This is a genomic window from Pirellulales bacterium (assembly GCA_019636345.1).
Lineage (GTDB): Bacteria > Planctomycetota > Planctomycetia > Pirellulales > Lacipirellulaceae.
On record JAHBXQ010000008.1, the window covers coordinates 74,485 to 97,033 of the forward strand.

The 22,549-nt window shown below is 66.9% G+C and carries 23 protein-coding genes; 18 read left to right on the forward strand and 5 right to left on the reverse strand.

Translation table 11 applies throughout. The annotated features are described in order from the left end of the window. Window positions 1-112: 112 nt before the first annotated feature. The 9 genes from KF688_16855 to KF688_16895 all read left to right on the forward strand — a co-directional run bounded on the left by KF688_16855 (window position 113) and on the right by KF688_16895 (window position 9,118). On the forward strand, window positions 113-448 hold the full coding sequence (locus KF688_16855) for a hypothetical protein (GenBank protein MBX3427351.1): 336 nt from the start codon (window positions 113-115) through the stop codon (window positions 446-448). Window positions 449-882: 434 nt separating this feature from the next. After that, complete coding sequence (locus KF688_16860) at window positions 883-2,115, forward strand: c-type cytochrome (GenBank protein ID MBX3427352.1); 1,233 nt, start codon at window positions 883-885, stop codon at window positions 2,113-2,115. A gap of 101 nt (window positions 2,116-2,216) precedes the next feature. After that, window positions 2,217-2,852, forward strand: coding sequence for a hypothetical protein (locus KF688_16865; protein ID MBX3427353.1), 636 nt, complete (start codon window positions 2,217-2,219; stop codon window positions 2,850-2,852). Beyond that, window positions 2,849-4,264 carry a cbb3-type cytochrome c oxidase subunit I gene (locus tag KF688_16870; GenBank protein ID MBX3427354.1) on the forward strand — a complete coding sequence of 472 codons (1,416 nt, stop codon included), beginning with the start codon at window positions 2,849-2,851 and terminating at the stop codon, window positions 4,262-4,264. Before KF688_16865 ends, KF688_16870 begins: the two co-directional genes overlap by 4 nt. A gap of 214 nt (window positions 4,265-4,478) precedes the next feature. Further along, window positions 4,479-5,327: a cbb3-type cytochrome c oxidase subunit II gene (locus KF688_16875; protein MBX3427355.1), complete on the forward strand. Its 849-nt coding sequence runs from the start codon at window positions 4,479-4,481 to the stop codon at window positions 5,325-5,327. A gap of 67 nt (window positions 5,328-5,394) precedes the next feature. Next, complete coding sequence (locus tag KF688_16880; GenBank protein ID MBX3427356.1) at window positions 5,395-5,721, forward strand: hypothetical protein; 327 nt, start codon at window positions 5,395-5,397, stop codon at window positions 5,719-5,721. A gap of 82 nt (window positions 5,722-5,803) precedes the next feature. Then, on the forward strand, window positions 5,804-6,010 hold the full coding sequence (locus KF688_16885) for a hypothetical protein (GenBank protein MBX3427357.1): 207 nt from the start codon (window positions 5,804-5,806) through the stop codon (window positions 6,008-6,010). 91 nt (window positions 6,011-6,101) lie between these two features. Then, the gene (locus KF688_16890; protein MBX3427358.1) at window positions 6,102-8,402 is read left to right on the forward strand and encodes a cation-translocating P-type ATPase; all 2,301 of its coding nucleotides are present in this window, start codon (window positions 6,102-6,104) and stop codon (window positions 8,400-8,402) included. Further along, entirely contained in the window at window positions 8,399-9,118 is a 720-nt protein-coding gene (locus KF688_16895) for a sulfite exporter TauE/SafE family protein (GenBank protein ID MBX3427359.1), read from the forward strand. Before KF688_16890 ends, KF688_16895 begins: the two co-directional genes overlap by 4 nt. 88 nt (window positions 9,119-9,206) lie before the next feature. On the opposite strand, the gene KF688_16900 is transcribed toward KF688_16895, so the two are convergent. Both KF688_16900 and KF688_16905 read right to left on the reverse strand, forming a co-directional pair. Then, entirely contained in the window at window positions 9,207-9,629 is a 423-nt protein-coding gene (locus KF688_16900) for a DUF4405 domain-containing protein (protein ID MBX3427360.1), read from the reverse strand. A gap of 62 nt (window positions 9,630-9,691) precedes the next feature. Then, window positions 9,692-10,480 carry an inositol monophosphatase gene (locus tag KF688_16905; GenBank protein ID MBX3427361.1) on the reverse strand — a complete coding sequence of 263 codons (789 nt, stop codon included), beginning with the start codon at window positions 10,478-10,480 and terminating at the stop codon, window positions 9,692-9,694. A 573-nt stretch (window positions 10,481-11,053) separates the two neighbouring features. On the opposite strand from KF688_16905, the gene KF688_16910 reads away from it, so the two are divergent. Further along, window positions 11,054-11,725 (forward strand): hypothetical protein, encoded by a 672-nt coding sequence (locus tag KF688_16910; GenBank protein ID MBX3427362.1) that lies wholly within the window; start codon window positions 11,054-11,056, stop codon window positions 11,723-11,725. 29 nt (window positions 11,726-11,754) lie between these two features. Here the strand turns inward: KF688_16910 and KF688_16915 are convergent, their stop codons facing one another. Next, on the reverse strand, window positions 11,755-12,843 hold the full coding sequence (locus tag KF688_16915; GenBank protein ID MBX3427363.1) for a calcium/sodium antiporter: 1,089 nt from the start codon (window positions 12,841-12,843) through the stop codon (window positions 11,755-11,757). Between the two features lie 293 nt (window positions 12,844-13,136). Here KF688_16915 and KF688_16920 point away from each other — a divergent pair, with 293 nt between their 5' ends. The 8 genes from KF688_16920 (at window position 13,137) to KF688_16955 (ending at window position 20,806) form a co-directional block, all read left to right on the forward strand. Next, a complete protein-coding gene (locus KF688_16920; GenBank protein ID MBX3427364.1) occupies window positions 13,137-14,012 on the forward strand; it encodes a CHAD domain-containing protein in 876 nt (291 codons plus the stop codon). A 192-nt stretch (window positions 14,013-14,204) separates the two neighbouring features. After that, entirely contained in the window at window positions 14,205-14,615 is a 411-nt protein-coding gene (locus KF688_16925; GenBank protein ID MBX3427365.1) for a hypothetical protein, read from the forward strand. Window positions 14,616-15,040: 425 nt separating this feature from the next. After that, complete coding sequence (locus tag KF688_16930; GenBank protein ID MBX3427366.1) at window positions 15,041-15,319, forward strand: hypothetical protein; 279 nt, start codon at window positions 15,041-15,043, stop codon at window positions 15,317-15,319. 308 nt (window positions 15,320-15,627) lie between these two features. Next, window positions 15,628-15,867 carry a hypothetical protein gene (locus KF688_16935; GenBank protein MBX3427367.1) on the forward strand — a complete coding sequence of 80 codons (240 nt, stop codon included), beginning with the start codon at window positions 15,628-15,630 and terminating at the stop codon, window positions 15,865-15,867. A gap of 367 nt (window positions 15,868-16,234) precedes the next feature. Beyond that, complete coding sequence (locus KF688_16940) at window positions 16,235-17,740, forward strand: metallophosphoesterase (protein MBX3427368.1); 1,506 nt, start codon at window positions 16,235-16,237, stop codon at window positions 17,738-17,740. Further along, entirely contained in the window at window positions 17,688-18,899 is a 1,212-nt protein-coding gene (locus tag KF688_16945; protein MBX3427369.1) for a hypothetical protein, read from the forward strand. Before KF688_16940 ends, KF688_16945 begins: the two co-directional genes overlap by 53 nt. Window positions 18,900-19,046: 147 nt before the next feature. Then, on the forward strand, window positions 19,047-19,901 hold the full coding sequence (locus KF688_16950; protein ID MBX3427370.1) for a hypothetical protein: 855 nt from the start codon (window positions 19,047-19,049) through the stop codon (window positions 19,899-19,901). Window positions 19,902-20,482: 581 nt separating this feature from the next. Then, a complete protein-coding gene (locus tag KF688_16955) occupies window positions 20,483-20,806 on the forward strand; it encodes a divalent-cation tolerance protein CutA (GenBank protein ID MBX3427371.1) in 324 nt (107 codons plus the stop codon). 59 nt (window positions 20,807-20,865) lie between these two features. On the opposite strand, the gene KF688_16960 is transcribed toward KF688_16955, so the two are convergent. Both KF688_16960 and fadA read right to left on the reverse strand, forming a co-directional pair. Then, a complete protein-coding gene (locus KF688_16960) occupies window positions 20,866-21,240 on the reverse strand; it encodes a hypothetical protein (GenBank protein MBX3427372.1) in 375 nt (124 codons plus the stop codon). An 86-nt stretch (window positions 21,241-21,326) separates the two neighbouring features. Next, a complete protein-coding gene (gene fadA, locus KF688_16965; GenBank protein ID MBX3427373.1) occupies window positions 21,327-22,487 on the reverse strand; it encodes an acetyl-CoA C-acyltransferase FadA in 1,161 nt (386 codons plus the stop codon). Between the last annotated feature and the right edge of the window lie 62 nt (window positions 22,488-22,549).

Genomic DNA, 22,549 nt, shown 5'->3' on the forward strand with positions numbered 1-22,549 from the left:
GATGGGGGTGGGGGGCGGCCGCGCTGGGCGAATGCGAAGGCTTGTCGCAGCGCTGCTTGTTGTCGCAGCAATCGCCGTTGGCGTTGTTCTCTTGACGAGATCGTCAAGCAAGATGCTTCCCGTTCCGTCCGACAACGCCGACAACGCGCTCATCGCCTTGTCGGGACGGCTTGAACTTGCCGCCAGCAATGGGCTTGATTTGGACGCCGCGGAGCTGCAGCGCGTCGTCGCGACGAACGCCCCGGCGCTCGCCGAGGTTCGCGTTATCTTGCAGCGGCCCAGCGTCGTCCCCGTCGGCTGTGGGGCCGGCCCGACGAGACTTTCTGATTTGGCTCCCGACTTCTTGTCGCAGCTTCCCGTCGATCCGGTCGCGGGCGGCGATTTCCACTACGAATCGACAGGCGAGGATTTCTCCATTCAGCGATTTGCAGATGCGGAGGTCGAATGACCGTCGCCGGCAGTTTCGAGATTGCCGTCCGAGCTCCGATGATCGCACAGTAAGTGCGCCAATTCGCACAGTCGCGATTCCGCTGATGGCACTCATATCGTCGAAGCGCACGCAACTGAAGTGCGCAGCGTGCGGCGCTGGCCGTTTCTAGTGAGCCCATTGGCCCGCCGCCGGCGATGAGTTTCAATCCACGACTTGTCACGTTTTTTTCGCGAGCGCTTGCCTTTCGCTTTTTTGGTTCTTACGATCGACCCCTTCGCAGGCTGCGCTGAAGTCGTCGTCTGGTCCGGCAATCGCTCGTTTTGGCGCCGCGGTTGGTTGAGGCTGGCGAGTCTTCTCCCCGTCGTTCGCTTGCGGCGCACACTTTCGTTGGCTCCTTCGTCGCTTGCGGCTTCTTAGCCGACCTGCGGCGAACGTTTGCACGAGGACGTCGTATGCAGATTCGGCTCACGCCGTTCGCGGCTCTGGTGTTGGCGGCGCTTGTCGCGTCTGGGTGTCGGCAATCCGAGCCGTCGGAGTTCACCGCGAGTCGGCAAGTCGCAGCGCTGACCGAGGGAATCGATCCCAAGGAAGAGAAGGAAGACTTCGACCTCATGGTCGAACTGCAGCAAGACGTGGCCAAGGTCTTGGCCGAGCGCTGCGGGACGTCCGATGTGATCAAGGTCCTCGGCAATCCCCACGTCGACCAGGATCAGCTCAAGCGGGGCTACGTCCTCTACGCCGATTACTGCACGCAGTGCCACGGCGTGAACGGCGACGGCAACGGCCCGCTGGCGGCCCATCTCAATCCCCGGCCGCGCAACTATACGGCGGGGGTGTTCAAGTTCGTCGCCACCGACAACGGCGTCCCGCCGCGCAAGGCCGACATTGTCGCCACGCTGCGCCGGGGGGTGACCGGCACGTCGATGCCGTCCTTCAAGGACTTTTCGCAGGAAGATCTCGAGGCGGTCGCCGAGTACGTCTTCGCCCTCACGTTCCGGGGCCTCCTGGAATCGCGGCTCGCTCAGATTGCTTACGACGACGAGGAGCTGCCCGACGACGAGGGAATCGACGAGGTCGTCGCGGAACTGCTCGAACCGTGGGTCGGGGCGAGCGAGCAGGTCGTCATGCCCCTGTCCCCCATGCCGCGGATGTCCGCCGAGACGATCGCCCACGGCAAGGAGCTGTTCGTCAAATACAGTTGCAACAAGTGTCACGGCGACGACGGTCGCGGCGGCTCCGTGGGGAACGTCGAGGTCGGCAAGGACGCTTGGGGCTACGAAGCCGCGGCCGCGGATCTCACCTCGGGCATGTTCCGCGGCGGGGGGCGGCCGATCGATCTCTATCGCCGCGTGCTCGTGGGGATCAACGGCGCCCCGATGCCGTCGCGGCGGGTCGAGTTCGAAAGCGATCCCGACGGGATCTGGCACATCGTTCACTTCCTCAAGGACGTCGGCGAGAAGCGCCGTCGCGAGACGGTCGAGGCGACCCTCACGGGCCTCGGCCGGTTGAAGCCCAAGGTCGAGTCGGCCGAAAAGGACGAAGCTGCCGCGACTGCGGAGACGGAGGACGCCGCGGCCGCCGAAGCGGATCGCGCGGCGGCTGACGACGGCGAGGAACCGGCGGCCGACGACGCCGAGGCTGCGGGCGAGGAGACGCCGGCCGCTGAGGAGACGACCGAGTCGTAGCGCTTTGACGCAGGCAACATGTTCGAACTGACAACGCGCTCGCCCCGCCGCGTGGCGATTTTGGCCTGATCCACCCCTTATCCCGCTTGGGAGCCGCTCCCTTGAACGCGACTGACGCCAAACGAACGGAACTCGCCGAGCTGCAGGCCCGCGTCGCGCAGCTCGAATCGCAGATCGCCGACGAATCGCGCCCCGTGCCGTTCCGGCCGAAGGGGTTTTACGCCGCCTACTACGCAACGACCGGGTTTCTGCTGGGCGTGTTCGGCGCGATGGCGAGCTTGCTGTTCAACGTCGTTGGCTCGACCCTGACGGGGCGGCCGCCGCTGGAGATCATTCGGGCGTACTTGACGTTCCCGTTGGGAGATCAAGCCTTTACGCTCCCCGAGACGCAAAGCAACCTGATGCTGGCGATCGGGTGCTGCTTGTATCTGGGCACGGGCATGTTGCTGGGAGTCCCCATGTACTTGGCGCTGGTGCGGTGGGGCGAAGGCAAGTCGCTGGCCGCCAAGTTCGTGATCGCGACGATCGTGGCGCTGGCGATTTGGGCGATCAATTTCTACGGCATTCTGTCGTGGTTGCAGCCGGCCGTGACGAAAACCTCCGCCGAGAATCTGATCGTCAATTACGTCCCCTGGTGGGTCGCCGCGGCGACTCACCTCGTCTTCGGCTGGACGATGGTCCTGGTGTATCCGTTGGGACAATACGTGGCATACAAGCAGGTGACGGAGCAATCATGACCGAAGCGAAAGCTCATTCCTCGACGGGCGAACTCCCGACGATCGACCCGGCCAACTTGGTCGAAGAGCGGCTCGTCTTGTGGTACTTTCTGGCCGGGCTGGGATATCTGTTCGTCTCGTTCGCGGGGGGGCTGCTGATGGCGCTGCAGCTCGTCTCGTGGAACCCGTTGCAAGGGAGCGAATATCTCTCCCCCGGCCGATGGCGAATGATCCACACGAACGCCGTCGCGTACGGGTTCCTGGCGAACTGCTTTCTGGCGTCGCTTCATTGGTCGATCCCTCGGCTGACGCTCAAGCCGGTGTTGAACCGGGCGTTGTCGTACTTCATCTTCTTCGCTTGGCAGGTCGTCGTCTTGGCGACCGCCGGCGGGATCCTTATGGGGCAGGCCCAGGGGGTCGAGTGGGGCGAAACGCCCTGGTGGATCGACCCGCTGGCGCTCGCCGGGCTGGCGCTGGTGGCGATCAACTTCATGGCCCCCATAATCCAGATGAAGGGCCCGATGTACGTGTCGCTGTGGTACTACATGGCGGCGTTCGTGTGGACGTTCTTGACCTACGCGATGGGCAACTTCGTCCCGCAATACTTCGTCTCCGGCACCTCGGCGGGGGCGGTTGGAGGCCTGTTCATTCACGATCTCGTGGGTTTGTTCGTCACGCCGCTGGCGACCGGCATGATGTACTACTTCGTGCCGATCATGCTCAAGAAGCCGGTCTGGAGCCACGGCCTGTCGCTCGTGGGTTTCTGGGGGCTGGCGTTCTTTTACCCGCTGCAAGGCATTCACCACTTCCTCTTTACGCCGATTCCGGACTTCCTGGAGTACGGGGCGATCGTCTCGACCATCGCCGTCGAGTTCGTCGTGATGACGGTGGTGATCAATTTCTTCGGCACGTTGTGGGGTTCGGGCCGGGCGATCGTCACGAATCTGCCGATCCGCTGGTTCTACACCGGCATGGTGTTGTATTTCGTCACCTGCGCCCAATGCGCGCTGCAAGTGACCCAGACCTTCCAGAAGCTGATCCACTTCAGCGACTGGGTCGTCGGCCACGCTCACCTCGTCATGTTCGGCGTGTTCAGCATCTGGTTCTTCGGCATCATGACTTACCTGATGCCGCGGCTGCTGCGCACCTCGTGGTACAGCCGCAACCTGTGCGAGTGGCACTACTGGCTGAGCGCGGTCGGGATCTTCGTGATGTTCCTCGATCTCACGCTCGCCGGGTTGTTCGAGGGTTACTATTGGGTCTCGCTGCGGCCATGGCAGGATTCGGTCGACGGCGTGATCGGATTCTGGATCGTCCGCCTGTTCGCGGGGCTGGCGATGATCGCCGGTCAGGTCGTGTTCTTGTTCAACTTGTGGATGACCTGGCGGAAGAGCAAGAACCCGGCCGCCGCGACCCCGGCGTACGCGACCTGAGCGAAAGGCCGATCGGCCGCGAACGGCTCGTCCCAAGACGCAAAGACATGTCCCAACATCCTCTGCCACGGCGCATGGCGCCCAATTCCCAAATCACGACGTTGAAAGCCGCTTGTTGATTCGCGTTCCTCCCTGTGCGCCGTCGCGCCTTTGCGCGAGGTTCTGGCGGACGAGCCGAATCCAGTTCGTTCAAAGCCCCTAACGATCGCACGTCATGTTTGAAAGCAAATCCGGCATTCTGCTCATCGGCGGATTGGGATTCTTCTTGTTCGCGTTCCTGTCGAACGCGCTGGTGCCCATTCTGCTGTACAGCGACATGCCCGAGCAGTCGGCCGCCGATCTGGCCAAGCAAAACGCCAACGTCCTGTACCAGTGGGAGGACCTCAGCGTCCGCTACCCCGAGGCGTTCCAGAAGCACTTCGGCAAGGCGGACGAGAAGTCGCTCGCCAAGGCGCTGCTGCTCGCCCGCGACGTGTACGTCGGCGAAGGGTGTTGGCACTGTCACAGCCAGTTCGTTCGGCCCGTGTCGAACGAGAGCACCCGTTGGGGGCCCGTTTCGCGGAGCGAAGAGTACCAAAACGAATTGCAGCGTCCCGTGCTGTGGGGCACGCGGCGGGTCGGCCCCGACCTAAGCCGCGAAGGGGGGCGCCGCGGCAACGACTGGCACGCTGTCCACTTCTTCGATCCCCCGGCCGTCTCGACCCGCTCGCCGATGCCGAAGTATCCCTGGTTCTTCGAGGGGCTCTCAGCCCCGGCGGCGGTGCGGCGACTCGACGTGCTGGCGGTCGAAGACCCGGCGGCGGGCGAGTTGGCCGCGGAGATCCGCAGCGAGTTCGGCGCCACGAACGAGGAACTCGCCAAGAACGCCGCCAAGGTCTGGGCCGCGATTGCCAAAAAATATCCCGCCCTGGCCAAGGAACGCGAGCTGTCCGCCGACGCCCCCAACGAACGGGGCCTCGCGATGATCGCCTACGTCCAGTGGCTCGGATCGTGGCTGGAGGATTACCCGTTGTACGAAAGTTACCGGCCGCTCGAGGAGCAGATCGCCAATCCGTTGGAGTAAGGTCGTCGGACGTCGACTTGTCAGGCGCCTTGTGCTGCGGTTGATGCGTTCCACGCGGAGTTTTGCCATGAAGAACATCGTCGTCGCCGTGATGGGCGTCTTCGTCATCGCAGTGAGCGCCTGGGGATTTGGCGGCAAGTTGTGGGAGCTTGTCCTGATCGTGAGGCAGTGGGATTCGGGATCCAGCGAGGGGGCGTTCGCGGTGACGCCGCTCGTCAATTACCTGTTGGCCACGTTCGGCTTCCTGCTCATGCTGTTCTGGGCGGCAGCCAACGGCATGTTCACCGAGATCGAGCGCCCCAAACAGACGATGCTCGACCGCGAGGAGCAACTCGACGAGGGGCACGTCGAAGCTCACTACGCCGACTCGGTGACGCTGGGGAAGAAGAAATAACGAATGACGCCGCGACCAAGTGCGTCGCGGCTCGCGGGGATGTGCGAGTTGTTCGGACCTTTACGCCGAGACCTGGGACGCCATGAGCGATTATCTCGACACCGCGGCTGAGAACGTGCCGGTGGAGCATTCTTCCGCCGTCGACGAAAGCCGGTTCCACAATTACGTCGGCAACCGCATTCCGTGGTACGTCCGGTTGCTGTGGCTGGGTTTCTGGGTGCTGGCGGTCGTGTACGTCATCAAGTACCTGTTCCCGATCCTGCCGGTCGAAATCGCCGATCCTCCGTGACGGTCGCCGCAGAGGTCGCAGGGGACACGGAGCAGCTTCTCGACGGCAGGTTGTGCATCTTTGGAGCTCCGTGCCCCCTGGGGTTTCTGCGGTGAACGCCTCTCCCTCCTCGCCGAACGACGCCGCGTATTGCGCGTTCTGCGGCTTGCCCTTGCCGCCGGCGCTCGGCGGCTCGGCCGAGGGGGACGCCGTCGATTACTGTTGCTCGGGCTGCCGCGTCGCCTCCGATGTGCAAGCCGCGACGGTCGACGAGGATTCGCGCCGCCCGCTGTTTCGCCTGGGGTTGGGCGTGTTCTTCACCATGAACGTCATGGTGTTCAGCATGGCCCTGTGGAGCCAGGACTTCTACCGGGCCGAGGACTTCCAAACGCCGCTCGCCCAGAGCGTGCGGAGCGTCTTTCGCTGGGGGTCGCTGCTGTTCTCCGCGCCGGTGTTGTTCTTGCTGGGCGAGCCGATTGTCGCGGGGGTGTGGCATGCAATGCGCCGGCGGGCCGTGACCACCGATCTGCTCATCCTGCTGGGGGTCGCCGCGGCGTACGCATACTCGGTGGTGAGCGTGCTGCGCAGCGAGGGGCACGTGTACTTCGAGACCGGCTGCGTCGTGCTGGTGTTCGTCTCGCTGGGGCGGCTGCTCGAAGCCCGCGGCAAGCGGCAGACCAGCGCCGCGCTCGACGAACTGAGCCGCCTGCTCCCCGACGCGGTCCGCCTCGTACTGGCTGACGGCGAGCAGCGCGAGGTCCCCCGCGCCGAAGTTCGCCGCGGCGACGTGCTGCGGGCGCTCCCCGGCGAACGGCTGGCCGTCGACGGCCGCATCGTCGCCGGCGCCGCGGCGTTCGACGAGCAGACTGTCACCGGCGAAAGCCGCTACGCCGCCAAGCGCGTCGGCGACCCGGTCTACAGCGGCACGCTCAACGTCGACGGCGATCTGCGAATCGAGGTCACCGCCGCCGCCGGCGAGGAGACCGTCTCGCGGATGCTGGCGCTGGTCCGTGACGCCCGCCGGGCCAAGGGCCGGCATCAGCGGCTCGCCGACGCGATCGCCGCGTGGTTTGTGCCGTTGGTGGCGGTGATCGTGGTCGTCGCCGGCACGTGGCAGGGGCGGCTCCACGGTCTCGACTACGGCATCCTGACGGCGCTGGCCGTGACGCTCATCGCGTGCCCCTGTGCGTTGGGACTCGCGACGCCGATGGCCGTTTGGACCGCCTTGGGTCGCGCCGCCCGCGGTCAGACCCTGTTTCGCAGCGGGGCGGTGCTCGAGCGCCTGGCGACCGTCCGTGCCGCGGCGCTCGACAAGACCGGCACGCTCACCAGCGGCGAGCCGACCGTCCGCACGGCGCTGGTGAGCCGCGGCGAGAATCGCGTCGCCGCGCTGCAGACCGTCGCTGCGCTCGCCGCGGGGTCGACGCACGCCCTGTCGCGCGCCGCGGTCGGTTACGTGGGCGAGTTGCACCGAAACGCGCCCGCCGGTTGCGGTGCAACCGGGCTCCGGACCGACCTCGCCGTCGAAACCCTCGGCGGCCGCGGCTTGGTGCTGCGGGACGATACGGGGCGCATCGAGGAGTGGCTCGGCAACGAGCGGCTTGCCCGCGAGGCGGGAGCGACGGTTCCCGACGACTTGATCGAGGCGCTTGTCGAGGCCGACGCCGGCGATGCGACGCTCGCCTACTTCGGCTGGGGTTCGCACGTGCGGGGCGTGCTTGTGTTCGACGAACAGTTGCGTCCCGCGACGCGACTCGCGTTGACCGAGTTCCGTCAGCTTGGCGTCGATCCGATCGTCCTCACCGGCGATCGCTTCGCGCGCGCGGCGCGGATCGCCGACGACCTCGGCGTCGCGGTCCGCGCCGAGTTGCTCCCCGAGCAGAAGGTCGCGGCGCTGGCCGAACTGCGGGCCGGCGTCGAGCCCGACGGAACGGTCGCGATGATCGGCGACGGGCTCAACGACGCCCCCGCGCTGGCGGCCGCCGACGTGGGGATCGCCCTGGGGTGCGGGGCCGAACTGTCGCGCGACGCGGCGGGGGTGTGCCTGCTGGGGGACGACCTGCGCCGGGCCGCGTGGGCGATCGCCCTGGCGCGGCGCACCGTCCGCACGATCCGGCAGAACCTGTTCTGGGCGTTCGTCTACAATGCCGGCGGGATGGCCCTTGCCGCCACGGGCAAGCTCGCCCCCGTGTGGGCGGCCCTCGCGATGGCTGCCAGCAGCTTGATCGTCATCGGCAACTCGCTCCGCCTGTCGCGCTTTCCCGAACCGGAACCCGTCGAACCGCCGCAGTGGACCGCGTCCCCGACGCCCGCCGAATCGGAATCCCGACCGGCGACGACGCCGGCGGCGGCGCCAACCGCAACCCAGCGCGCTGCAGGCGACCTCGCCGCCAGCGCCCTTCCGCGCCCATGATCGAGCTCCCCTTGATTTTCGTCGGCGGGCTGTTGGGCTCGGCCCACTGCATCGGCATGTGCGGGCCGCTTGCGCTCACGCTGGGCGCCGGGGCGCGCGGGGCCAAGGACAACCTGCGGCGGCAAGTCGTGTTCAGCGCGGGACGGCTGTTCACCTACGCCGCGGCCGGCGCCGCCGCAGGGTTCGGCGGCTTGTGGCTCGCCCAGAACAACCGCACGGTGGTTTTGTCGCAGGCGTGGGTCGGCATCGTCGCCGGGGCGGCGCTCGTGCTGGTCGGGCTGGCGACCGCCGGGATCTTGCCGCGTAAGGCCTTGAAGCTGCTGGGGGGAGTCCCCTGCGGCGCCGCGGCGGGGCTCAAGAGTTTTCTCACCGCGCCGCATCTCTCCGGCGTGCTGCTGGCCGGCGTCTTTACGGGGTTCATCCCCTGCGGCCTGGTGTACGCCTTTCTGCTGAAGGCCCTCAGCACGGGGAGCGTGCTCGCGGGGGGCCTCACGATGCTCGCCTTCGGGCTGGGAACGATGCCGCTCATGATCGCCGCAGGAGCGGGGGCGTCGCTGCTGTCGATCGCCACGCGGCAGCGCGTGTTCCACGCCGCCGCTTGGTGCGTCGTCCTCACCGGCGCCATCACGATCGCCCGCGGAGCGACGCAACTGTCCCCGCCGGACGGCGCGACAACGGCCCCGTGCCCGCTCTGCGAGGCCGCGGACGGCGAGTGATTGGCGACCGAGGAAAAGGGGCAAAGGCGGAAGAAGGAAGAGAGACCGCCAGCTGCGGCAGAGGGCGGCGGCGACGTTCCATCGCCAATCACCCCCCTCCCCCCGGCCCCGTGATCGTCAGCGCCGCCGCGGCGACCCCCAGGCCGATGATGTTGAACACGACGATCAGCAGCCCGACGCCCCACAGGGTGCGGCTGCCGTCGTCGCGGTTGGCCGCTTTGCCGGCGCCCTTTTTCTTGGACGACGTCCGGCTGGCGACGACGCCGCAGACCCAGCTCCAGTGGAGCATCACGTGCACAAGCACCCCCATCGCCAGCACGCACAAGCTGCCGAACTGGATGTCGCTCCAGACGAGGTAATCGCCGCCCCACAGCGTCCATCCCTCGGCCTTCGGCCCGGGCGGAAACACGTACCGCACCACGACCGACGCCCAGCACAACGCCATAAACGCCGCCAACAACAAGGCGTCGAGAACAAAGTTGACGTCCGTCTTCGAAAACTTCTGTGCCATTGAACTGTCGAATCAAACGCCTGGAGGAACAACCCACGCAACGTGCCGCACCCGCTGGCGGCTTAGCCCACCCCCCGCAACGCCTCGAGCGCCTCGCGGTGCAGCGACTCCGTCGCCGCCGTCATATAGTCCGCCTCGGCCAACACGAACGGCCTGCCGTCGCAGCCGGTGGCAATTCCCCCCGCCTCTTGAATCAACAACACCCCGGCGGCGGCGTCCCACGGGTGGATTTCGTACGCCCAATGGATGTCGAATCGTCCGCACGCCACGTACGCCAGGTTGAGCGCCGCCGAGCCGGTGCGACGGATCGCTTGGCAGCGGATCGCCATCTCGACGAAGCTCGCCAAGTCGGGCGACTCGCGCGTGATGCCGTACGGCAGGCTCACCGCCGCCAGGGCGGATCGCAAATCGGGCGCCGAACTCACCCGAATCGGCCGACCGTTCAGCGTCGCCCCCTGGCCCTTCGCCGCAGCGAAGCATTCCTCGCGAGTCGGGTCGAGCACGACCCCCGCGAGCAGTTCGCCCCGATGGGCCACGGCCACCGAGGTCGCATAACACGGATTGCGGTGGACGTAGTTGGTCGTGCCGTCCAGCGGGTCGGCGACCCAGCAGTACGGCTCGTCCAACTGGCTGCGATCGGCCGACTCCTCGCCCAGAAAACCGTCGCCGGGGAACGCGGCCAGCACGGCGTCGCGAATCGCCCGCTCAGAGGCAAGATCGGCGTCGGTGACAAAGTCGGCCGGGTTCTTTTCGCGGAATCCGAACGTGGCCGCATGAGCCGCCAACTCCCGGGCGCCGGCGCGGGCCGCGGCAAGGCAGACGTCCAACAGCGAGTCGAGGGGGCGATCCATGGGAGGCGCAGCGGGGGGGCAGGAGGTTTCGATCGGGCCGGAGCGGTGCGGCGGCCCCTGCTCGGGGCGTCCGCCCGGTCGGCCGCTGTTGACGTAAAGCTTTGCCGGTCAGGCAATAACGGCTCGTGGCAGCGGTGCTGCCGCGAGAAGCCTGCAACTTTCTGGCCGGGGGGGCCTCAAAAAGCTGGACTTCGGCTTCCAAACGAGTATCATCATGGGTGAACGAGGAGAAATCGGCTAGGGCGTTATTCAGCCTGATCGCTCGCCTCGCGGTGAACGTGACTGCCTGATCTTCTTTATCCCCCCACAAACGCTTCGGCCTCTTCTCTGTTCCGGCCCCGTCGATTCGCCCTCGGGCGTTCGGCGGGGTTTTTTTGTGCGCCAATCTCGCATAGGGTGCGTGCATCCCGACTGCACGCGCCGCAGAGCGCGAAACGCGATCCGCGGGCATCGAGACAATTTCGAAACCCGAACTTCCGATGCCCCGCACGGGATCAGCGCCTCGCCGGTACTCGACCTCGCCTTCCGCGTCGGCTGCGGTCAACCGGCTCGATCGAACGCAAGTGACTTGCCATGTGGAAACTCGTCGACTGCCGCGCTGAACTTCGTCTCGAAGGCGTCGAGGGCGCCGTCAATCTCGCCGAACCCGCCAGCGGCGTCGCCAACGTGTGCATCGATCGTCATCTCGTCGCGCACCGCTTGCTCGGCGTCGGGGGCGACGATGAAACGACCGCCGCCGATTGGCCGATCGCCGATGCCTACGTCCGCGGACGCGATCTGGTGGTCGTTTACGGCCCGACGCCCGCGCGCCCGTTTACCGTCGAGGTCTACTGGAGCGTCGTCGACGAGCCGCGGGCCCGGTTGGCGCTCGAAGTCGTCGTCTCGGTGCAGACGGAATTGCTCGAGTGTCACCCGCAGTTCTCGGTGAGCAGTCTCGTGCCGGCGCAGGCGCATTCCGAGCGGGCGATCGTGGCCAACCAACCGCGCCCGCTGGCGATCGTGCCGGCGACGCGCAATTGGTCGCTCGCCGAACTTGCCCCGCGCGCCGACTTTCCGCCGGCCGAGGTCGCTCTCGAAGCGATCGGAATCGCCACCCGCTGGCGGCTCGAACAGGAGTTCATGGAGAAGGGCGTCATCCGCCGCGTGCGAGTCCGCGCGTTGATGCTCCCCGCGGACGACGCCGTGACGCTGGCCGAGGAAAGCTGCGACGCCCTCGGCGCCGAAAGCCCGCCGCTCACGACCTGACTCCGCCGCGCGGCGGACAGGACGCGACGCTACGCTTCCCGCGGAGCGCCTTTGCGCAACGCAAGGCCCACGCTCGCCAGGACGGCGATTCCCGCAAGCGGAGCCGCGAACGTCAGCATCGCGTACCGGTAGTCCGCCAGCGCCGACGAGTTCTTCGCCGCCAGCACGAGATAGGTCGTGTACGCCGCGTACCCCCCGAGAAACAGCGCCCCTTCCCACCGTTCGATCGCGTGCCCCGTGAAGAAGATCGGCAAGCAAGCAGCGGCCACGACGATCATCACCGGGATGTCCAGCGCGATCGCCTGGGGCGAGACGGCGATCCCCTCCGGCGCCACGGTCGCGGTCAGACCCAGCACGGCCAGCAGGTTGAACATGTTGCTCCCCACGACGTTGCCGACCGCGATGTCCCGTTCCCCGCGCACTGCGGCCATGATCGAGGTCGCCACCTCGGGCAGCGACGTTCCCACGGCGACGACCGTCAGCCCGATGACCAGTTCCGACACGCCGAACCACCGCGCCACGTCGGCCGCTCCCCCTGTGAACCACCGCGACCCGAGCACCAGCAGTCCCAACCCGGCGACCGTCAGCACGAGATTGAGCGGCAGCTTGGCCTGGGCCGCAGGCGCCGGCTCGCCGAACTCGGCGGCGTACTCGTCGCGGATCGCCTGCTCCTCGCGACGACTCTTGATGATCGCCCACCCCGTGTAGGCCAGCAGACCCGAGAAGAGCAGGACGCCGTCCCCGCGCCCCAGCCGACCGTCCCAGGCGAGCGCCCCCATGACCGCCGACGCCAGCACCATCAACGGCACGTCGAACCAAATCAGTTGCTGCGCGACGACCAGCGGCACGATGACCGCCGAGATCCCCAGGATGAACAGCACGTTGAAGATGTTGCTCCCCACGGCGTTCCCCACCGCCAAGTCCGGCTGGCCGGTGAAGCACGACTGCAGACACACGACCAACTCCGGCGCGCTCGTGCCGAACGCCACGACGGTCAGCCCGATCACCAGCGGCGACACCCGCGCGGCCGCGGCGATCCCCGAGGCGCCGCGAACCAGCACCTCCGCCCCGAGGGTCAGCGCGACCAATCCGACGATCAACAACCCGACGGCGAACATTCTCGAACCCTTTCGCTGTTTCCTCGCGGCGCCGATTTTGCCCGGCCCGCCCTGGCGGAAATTGTAATTCGCTCGCCCGCGGGCCTCCTATCGCCCTTTCGGCAAAACAGCCGCTTTTCCGTGGGCCGAGTCGTTGCCGATCTCCGCAACCTCCGCTGTGCAGTCTCTGGCCACGACGCATTGGTCCTGCTTATCATGAACCGACGGCCTGCCGACCCTTCCGGAGGCGTCCTGGCCGTCCGTCGAGCCCGGTTCGCTCGGGCGTCGTCGGCTTCTCGTTGAGAGTGCACAACGTGGGTTATCGTTTCGCGACCGCCGAACCCGTCGCATCGGGATTGTCCCGCATTGCGCTGGAACAAGTCGACCGCGCACTGGGCGAGATCGCCGATCCGCAACTCTCCGCCGCAGTCACGGTGCACGAGGTCCGCAAGCGATGCAAGAAGCTGCGCGGGCTCTTGAGGCTCGCTCGCCCCGCTCTGGGACGAACGTATCAACGCGAAAATCGGGCGATCCGCAACGCCGCCCGGCTGTTGTCGACGACCCGCGACGCCGCCGTCGCCGTGGCGGCGTTCGACGCGCTGGTCGGCGATTCCGCTGAGGAATTCTCTCCCGATGCGGTCGCCGCGCTCCGGGCGGCCTTGGCCGGCGCCAATCATGCGGCGGAGTCGCCTGCCGGAGAGCCGCTCGAGCAGTTCCGGCAGCACATGCTCGAGTTGCGGAACCGAATCCCCGCCTGGCGCATGCGCGGCAAGGCCGAACGAGCCGTCGCGCGCGGCTTCGCCGAGCAGCATCGACTTGCTCGGCAAGCGATGCACGTCGCCTTCGACGACCCGACTCCCGAGCGGCTTCACGAATGGCGCAAAGGGGTGAAGTACCACGGCTATCACCTGCGACTCGTCGTTCGCGTCTGGCCGCGGGGGGTGAAGCCGTGGATCGGCGCGGCGACGAAACTCGGCGAAACGTTGGGCGAGGATCACGACTTGGCGGTGCTTGCCGTGCGCGTCGTCGACGCGGGGCGGCAGGCCGATCAGGCGACCGCCGCGGCCCGGCTCGTCGAGCTGGCCGAGGACGCTCGGGCCCAGCGACAGGCCGTCGCCCGGGAGGTCGGCAAGCGGCTCTTCGCGTTCCGCTCGCGCGACATGGAGCGGTGGCTCGCGCGATTGTGGTGATTGCATCGCGCGAGTCGACGCCGCGCTTGCGCCCAATGCCCGCGCTTGCGCCCAATACGTGCGCCCAATGATTGACGACGAATGTCGTCACCTCGACGAAGCGTGCGGGAGCTTCTGCGCGGGCGCGCTTGGCTCGCGGTGCGAAGATTGCCGCGGGATTCACGACGCGCGCTCGGCGGATCTGCGATTGGCATGCCCCGTGCACTGAAGCTGCTCGCCGCGCGAGAGTTCTGCACGTCGCTGGAACGACCGCGCGTGGGCGATCACAAGCGGGCCGCCGCGGCCCCGGGAGAGAGAACCATGCTGAAGAAACTGTTGTTGGCGATTGTGGCGACCGCGGGGCTTGCCATGACCGGCGCCAAGGCCGAAGCGGGTCATGGCTGCCACGCGGGAGGGTACGGCTACCACGGCGGGTACGGTTACGGCGCTCCCCGCGCCGCCTACTACGGAGGCGGTTACGGCGGCGGCTACGGCTACACGCGGGTTCACTCGTTCTACGGCAGCCCCGCCCCCTACTACGGCGGGTTCGGACCGTATGGCGGCTTCGGCCCGGCTCGGTACTATCCTCCCCGCAGCGGAGTCAGTTTCTCGATCGGGTTCTGACCCGGGGCCTCGACGGCCCACTTTCCAACTCCCTGGTCCACCACGCGGCCTGTCGAGCATCGCCTCGGCAGGCCGCTTCTTACTTGGGTTATTTGGGGTCCTCTGGATGTCCGGCCCGGCGGCCTCGATGTGAGGTGAAGTCGTTATGATGACATAGCCGCACGGCCTAGAGAATCATTGTGAGAGAGTGAGTTGTCAGAATGATCTCATTCGAGCCTGTTCTCCACCAGGCTATAACACGAACAAATGAATGCAAATCGTTTAATATCAAGGTGTTATAAGAATTGTTCAGGCGTTTGGCACGCCCGATGCTTTAAGGCGATCCATACGAACGAGTCGCCTGGAGCCGCTGGGCTCGGCCGTTCGGAGCCAAACCTTGCAGGACCAGATCGCCTGGCAACCGCACTTCAGAGAGGGAAATGACCATGTTCAAGAAGATGTTCGCTGCGGCCGTCGTCGGTGTTTCCGCGTTGTTCGTCTCCGCCCCCGCGGCTGAGGCGGGCGTCATCGTCGGGGTCGCCCCGGTGCGTCGGGTCGCGGCTCGGGCCGTTCTGCCCCCGTACCCGGTCGCTCGCCGCGTGGTGGCGACCCCCGTCGTCGGACCTGTCTACCGCGGTCCGGTGGTCTACGGGGGCGTCTACGGGGCCCCGGTGTACAGTCCCGTGATCGCCGTCCCGGGCGTCTCGGTCGGCTTCGGCTGGTGATCAGCGCAGCTCAGCCCAGCCCAGCGAGGGCCCCCCCTGACGAGGGCCCCTCGCCCCCCCAAGCGGTTGTTCGTCAACAGTGTGCGGGTGACGGACAACCTGGCGCCGCCCGTCGGCTCGCAAGAGTCGACGGGCGGTTTGCTTTTTCACGCTCGGGCGTCGGCCTTGCAGGCCCGCCCGGTACTCTTCTCCCCGCTCGTCGCGTACCATGACTAGGAAGGGGCGGCTGACCCGCAGGCGCGCCCCGCCGAATTCTTACAGGTCGCCGCGACGCGTCCGTCCGGCGACCCGAGTCCGGGAGAGTTGTCATGGGAAGAAAACTGCTCATCCTCGCGGCGCTGGGCGTCGGCTTGGTCGTCGCCGGCGCCTCCTCGGCTGACGCGGGGATTTACTATCGTCGCGTCGCCCCGGTGCGACACGTCGCCGCCCGAGCCGTCCTGCCCCCGTACCCGATTGCGCGGCGCGCGGTCGTCGGACCGGTCTACCGGCCGTATTACGCGCCGTACTACTACGGCGGGCCCGGCGTCTCGGTGCGCGTCGGTTGGTAAGCGATTGAATCGGAACGAGAAGTGGAGCGACGCCGCCGTCGGCGCCGCTCGCGCAAGCCAGTTTGGTTTGCGGGAAGTGTGCGCCCTCGCAAACCGGACCGAGCCGTCTGCCGGCGGGAAACCGTCGGCAGGCGGCTCATTTTTTTGCGCGCGTCGCCGGCGCCAAGGCAACCCGTCGTCTCAAGCCATGCGCCGAACGGCGCCAGCGTGCCGGTCCCGTTTCCCCGGTCCGTCGTTTCCCGAGAATCCTCAATCTCCCCAGCCCCCGGCGCCGATGGTTGCGATAGAGAGACGGTGCGCACCGGAAGCGCATCACGCCAGTCTCCGACCACTTCGTTGCTAGCACGGAAGCGAGCACGGGTCCGCCATGCTGGTCATCATCAGCGACCTGCACCTGACCGACGGCACCAGCGGATCGATGATCTCGCCGGGGGCGTTCCAGTTGCTGCGCGATCGGCTCGAGGACCTTGCCTGCGGGGCCTCGCAGCGTCGCGACGGTTCGTACCGGCCGGTCGACCGCATCGACTTGGTGTTGCTGGGCGACGTGCTCGACGTCATTCGCTCGACCCGCTGGCTTGAGTCGCGCGTCCGACCGTGGGACGACCCGGCCGGCCCGGCGTTCGCCGCGATGGTCGCCCGCATCACCGACGACACTCTGCGCCGCAACGCCGAGGCGCTGGGAGTCTTCCGCGCCGTCGCCGAACAGGGGATCTCCGTCCCGGCCGCCTTGGCCGACGGCCGCATGGCTCGCGGCGCCGCCGAGCCCGTGCCCGTGCGAATCCACTACATGGTCGGCAACCACGACTGGTTCTATCACCTGCCGGGGGCCCCGTACGACCAACTGCGGCGGCAAGTCGCCCAGCACATGGGCCTGGCGACCTCGCCCGAGGGACCCTTCCCGCACGAGCCGTGGGAAAGCAACGAGCTGCTGCAGACCCTCCGGCGCCACAAGGTCTTCGCCCGGCACGGCGACGTCTACGACCCGTTCAACTTCGAGGGCGATCGCAACGCCAGCAGCTTGGGAGACGCGATCGTCGTCGAACTGCTCAACCGCTTCGGCGTCGAGGTCGAGCGCCGCCTGGGCGAGGAGCTCCCCTCGAGCGTGCTCGCCGGTTTGCGCGAGATCGACAACATCCGCCCCCTGCTGTTGATTCCCGTCTGGATCGACGGCCTGCTCGAGCGCAGTTGCCCGCAGCCGGCGATCCGCAAGGAAGTCAAGAAGATCTGGGACGCCCTGGCCGACGAGTTTCTCGACCTGGCGTTCGTCCGCGCCCGCGACACCTGGAGCCCGGTCGACATCGTCGACGGCCTGCAGAAGGCCCTCAAATTCAGCCGCCGGCTGTCGGTCGGCTGGGCCAGTTGGGTCGCCCGGTGGATCTGCCAACTGCGCGGGGCCGACAACAGCTCCTACGCGACGCACGCCCTGGGCGAGCAGGACTTCCGCAATCGCCGGGCCAAGCATATCGTTTACGGACACACCCACCACGCCGAGACCGTCCCGCTCGACGCGAGCTACGCCGAGGGGTACGTCCTGCATCAGGCGTACTTCAACAGCGGCACTTGGCGGCGGGTGTACGAGCAAACCCAGTTCGCACCGCGGGAACACGAGTTCATCGCCGCGGACACGCTAACCTACCTGGCGTTCTTCAAAGACGACGAACGCAAGGGCCGACCGTACGAAACGTGGACCGGCACGTTGGGCATTTCGCCCCACACGACCCCCGTCTATCGCTTCGACGCCCCCGAGACGAGCCGTGCCTCCGGCCAACCGATTTCGACACCAAGCGTACCGGTCCGAGCCCCCCGCTTCGCCGTACCGCTTGCTCCCATCCGGCCCGTGCGGGCCGGAACCGCGGCAGGCGGCGTCCGCTGAGGCGGACCTCTCCGGGGGCTCGCTGCGCCCGACCTCGACCCCGGGCGAGGCCGCAACCGTCGCCGCAGCCCGCGAGTTCTACGCCCGGCTCGAACGCTGCGGTCGAACCTTCGCCGACGCGGGGGTCGTCGCCCTCAATCTCGCCCACGGCACGTTCGCGGGCAACGACTGGCTGGGGCTGGTGACCGAATTGGCCCGCGTCGCGCCGGGGTTGTGCGACGTGTTGCGCCGCGTCGGCAAAGGCGCCGTCGACCTCGTCGCCGGCGAGACGGGCAACTTCACCCCCGCGTACGCCGCGCGGCTCGAACGGGGGCTCTCGGCCGGCGCGGGCCGCTCGATCCCCGTCCGGCTGTTTCACTGGTCGGGGCAAAACAACCACGTGGCCCGAGCCGACGGGGCGGTGAACCTGCTGGTCGAACTCGACCGTCGCGCCGCCGAGCTGCCGGCCGAGGCCTGGGCCGACCCGCGCCGCCCGCCGCGCGTGCAGTTGTGGGGGCACAGCCACGGCGGCAACATGCTGGCGATCCTTACGAACCTGCTGGCCGCCGACGAGGCGACTCGGGCCGAGTTCTTCGCCGCCGCGCGGCCGTTCTACCACAGTTGGCTCGCCGGCCGCGCCGACCTCCCCGCGTGGAGCGCGGCCGAACAGCTTCTCGCCGACCCGGATCGCCCCGTGCGGCGCCTGCGGCTCGACGTCGTCACCTTCGGCACGCCGATCCGCTACGGCTGGGACTCCGGCGGCTACGCCCGACTGCTCCACTTCGTCAACCATCGCCCGGTCGCGGACCTGCCCGAGCACCTCGCCCCCTACCCGCCGGCGGTCGGCGACGTGTTGACCGCGCGGCACGGCGACTACGTCCAGCAAATCGGCATTGCGGGCACCAACCTGTGCGTCACCCCGCTGACGCTGCGCACCTTCAAGGCCAACCGCCGCTTGGGGCGATTACTGGAAGCCGGCGTCGACCGCGAAGGACTCCGCCCCCGCTTGCGCCGCGGCGTGCGCGTCGCCGCGGAGGGGACGACGCTGCTCGTCGACTACGCCGACCCCGACCGCTCCCCGTTGCGCCACCTCTGGGGCCACGGCCTGTACACCCGCACCCGATGGCTGGCATGGCAATGCGAACGCATTGCGGAGGAGTTGTACGGGGGGGACGAGTAGGGGCGGATCAGCGACCAAACTCGCGGTGCGCGCCATGGGCTGCGCCAGTGTTGTGCAATTCCTTAAGATGGGGTCACCTCACTATGCAACGGCAGCGCAGCAGCGAATCTAGAATCAATCCGCACCAAACCACGTGAGGTCGAATTCATGAATACCAGTGAACTGATTCAAGCGAAGTTTCAGGCGTGGGCCCGTCGTCAAGACATGCCGCTGCAGGCCAAAGACAAACGTGGAGCGAAAAACTACACGTTGTCTGTTGAAGCGAATTTGTTCGGTGGTCAGTTGGACGACGATGTCCGAAACGCATTCAATGCTGGTGCTGGGGGTGAATTAAGAGGTGAGATATGCTCTTTGCAGGCGTTGCACTCTTCTGCCGCCATGGCTGTAAACGTTTTCCAGTATTGGCTCTGTCATCAAGAGCAAAGCCTGCTGGCGAAAATACTTTCGATTCCAAGCACTGGCATACGAGAAATTAGTTTCGAGAAACAGTTGCCGGTTTGCAGCGATCCGAAAGCGCAGGGGTTTAAGAAACCTCCGCATGTGGATGTTTGCGTTGAGTATACCAGAGGAGGGCGAGTCGGCATTGAATGCAAACTTCACGAACCATTTGGAAGGGAGAACCAGTCATTGCTGTCAGATCGTTACTTGCAACTATCCGATGCTTGGAAAGAAGTTCCGCGATGGCGAGATCTGGCAAGCAAGCTGAGCAAGTCCAATCTCGAATTCAAAAGACTCGGCCCCGCGCAACTAGTCAAGCATGTCCTTGGCTTGATGTTTGATCAGCGCGCTCAAGATGTCAGATTGCTGTACTTCTACTACGATGCCCCGGGTTTTGATAATAGTGAACACCTCATTGAGATACGTCGGTTCAGCGACATCATCGTAGATGATCCGATCCGATGTCAGCCCATCTCTGTCCAGGAGTTCATCGCTAAGGCATTTAGAGTTTTGGACGAGAAACGCAGCAATTACCTGCGATATTTGAGCGACCGCTATTTGTGAGCGCTGATTACTTGCGATCGCCCACGACTTTCGGACAGCGGCGGGGCTTGAGTTTACGCCGCTAGGACCGACGCCTCCGCCAAGTGCGAGGCACAGTTCCAAGTCCGCTGGCGCGGCCGCGCAGTCTGCTGCGAACGCGCGCCCGCTTCTCTGCGGCGGCTTGAATTGTACCGCCCGCCGCGCGGGATTCTGCTGGAAATTGGGCCGCCGCATCGTCTAGAACGAAGGCATCGAACCGCGCTGTGCGATCGGCCGGTCGGCCGGGGCGAGCCGACGGCGCCGGGCCCGTCGGGGGTTTTGCTCGGCGGTCGAGCAAAATGGAATATTGCTTGCAAAACTGCCCCCTGGCGATCGGCGGCGTCGGGCGCAAGTCCAACGCTTGCAAGCAGCTCGGATGACGACGACCGTGGCGCCGGCGGGGGTTTTGCTCCGTGAAAAACGATTCGAGGGCAGTTTGGCAAAACGTGCCGCGCCGTTCCCGACGAAGCTTGATCGAGACAGGGACGACAATTCGCTGGCGGCTCGCGCCGCGCGGCTCATGGTTTGTGGTCGAAGCCTTATTCCTTTTCCTTGTGATTGCCATGGCGACTGAATTCTGCGTCCTTGCGACCGCACCTTCCGCCGCCGAGGCGGACGCGATCGCCGCCGCGCTCGTCGAGCGGCGGTTGGCGGCGTGCGTGCAGATTGTCGGGCCGGTGGCGAGCGTGTATCGCTGGCAGGGACGGGTCGAGCGGGCCGAGGAGCGGTTGCTCGTCGTGAAGACGACCGCCGCGGCGTATCCGCAGGTCGAGGCGGCGATTCGCGAGCTGCACAGTTACCAGTGCCCCGAGATCGTCGCGCTGCCGATCGTCGCCGGCAGCGACGACTACCTCGGCTGGCTCCGCGGGGAGATCGGGGATGGTTGACTGGGGATTGCTGAAGCGAAGAGCAGGCAACCGCCGGCAGCCTCGTCGCCATTCACCGCTCACGCTCCCCGCTCCGGCGTGATCCGCCAGGCGTACACGAACAGCGCACCGAGGACGAGGTCGACGACGCCGAACGCCAGCATCGGCGCCGCGAGCCGGCCTTGCAGGAACAGAACGACCGCGGCCAGTCCGAAGCCGAACTTCTCGAGGGCGCCGGCCAGCATGATCGGTCGCAACCGTACGGGGTCGCGGGCGATCATCAGAAACGCGATCTGCCATGCCGCGGCCACGCCGAGGAAGCCGTAGAAATGCTCGGGGTGATTCAGCGGCGGCGGAAAGTCGCGCCCCAGCCGGCCCTCCATAAAGTACTGCGGCAGGATCACGGCAAGGCCGTAGACGCCGGCGTAGCGGAACAGGCGTTGGACGAAGTTCATAGCGGCATGCCCGAAGGACGGCCAGGGGATTTGCTGCGGCCGGCGATCGGGGGCTGCCGACCGGCACGGCGGAACACCGCGAGCGATTACGCTCGTTCGAGCACGACCGCGACCCCCTGCCCCATGCCGACGCACATGGTCGCCAGGCCGAGGGCCGCGTCGCGGGCGACCATCGCATGGACCAGCGTCGTGACGATCCGCGCGCCGCTGGCGCCGAGCGGGTGGCCGAGGGCGATCGCTCCGCCGCGGACGTTCACGCGCTCGGGGTCGAGTTCCAAGAGCTGGATGCAGGCGAGCGCTTGCGCGGCGAACGCCTCGTTGAGCTCGACGAGGTCGACGTCGGCCAGCTTCAGCCCGGCGCGCTTCAGCGCGGTCTTCACCGCCGGGACGGGGCCGGTTCCCATGACGGCCGGGTCGACCCCAGCGACGGCGGTTGCGCGGACCTTGACCAGCGGCGCCAACCCGAGTTCGCGGGCGCGGCGATCGCTCATCACCAACAGCGCCGCGGCGCCGTCGTTGACGGGGCTCGAATTGCCCGCGGTGACGGTCCCCACCTGCGGCATGAACGCGGGGGACAACTCGGCCAGGGCCGCGATGCTCGTCTCGCGACGGATGCACTGGTCCTCGACGATCAGCGTTCGCGCGCCGGTTTCGCTGCGGCCCCAGACGGGCGTGATCTCGGCGCGGAACTCGCCCGAGTCGGTCGCGGCGGCGGCCTTTTCGTGGCTCGCCAGGGCGAACACGTCCTGCGCCTCGCGGCTGATGCCGTAGGCTTGGGCCAGGAACTCGGCGGTGAGCCCCATCATCAGGGCGCCCTTGCTGGTGGTGCGGAACAGCTTGGGGTTGATCGCATCGGCCCCCGCGTCCATCGGGAGGTGGTGCATGTGCTCGACCCCCGCGACGATCTGCACGTCCTCGGCCCCCGCGACGATGGCGTGGGCGGCCTGCGCGAGGGCCTGGAGGCTGCTGCCGCAGAGCCGGTTGATCGTCGCTCCCCCCGCAGCGTGCGGCATGCCGGCCAACAGCGCCGCCATGCGGCCCACGTTGAACCCTTGCTCGTCCCGCTGCTGGGTGCAGCCCACCAGCACGTCCTCGATCTCGGCGGGGTCGATCTGCGTGCGCTCGACAAGCGTGCGAATGACGTGCGCGGCCAAGTCGTCGGCCCGCACGTCGCGATAAGCGCCGCGCTCGGCGTGCGATCGGCCGATCGGCGTGCGACAGGCGTCGATGATGACGGGAGTGTTCATGGGGGTGCTCGATTCGCAGAAGGCAGCCGCGGATGAACGCGGATCAACGCCGATGATTGTTG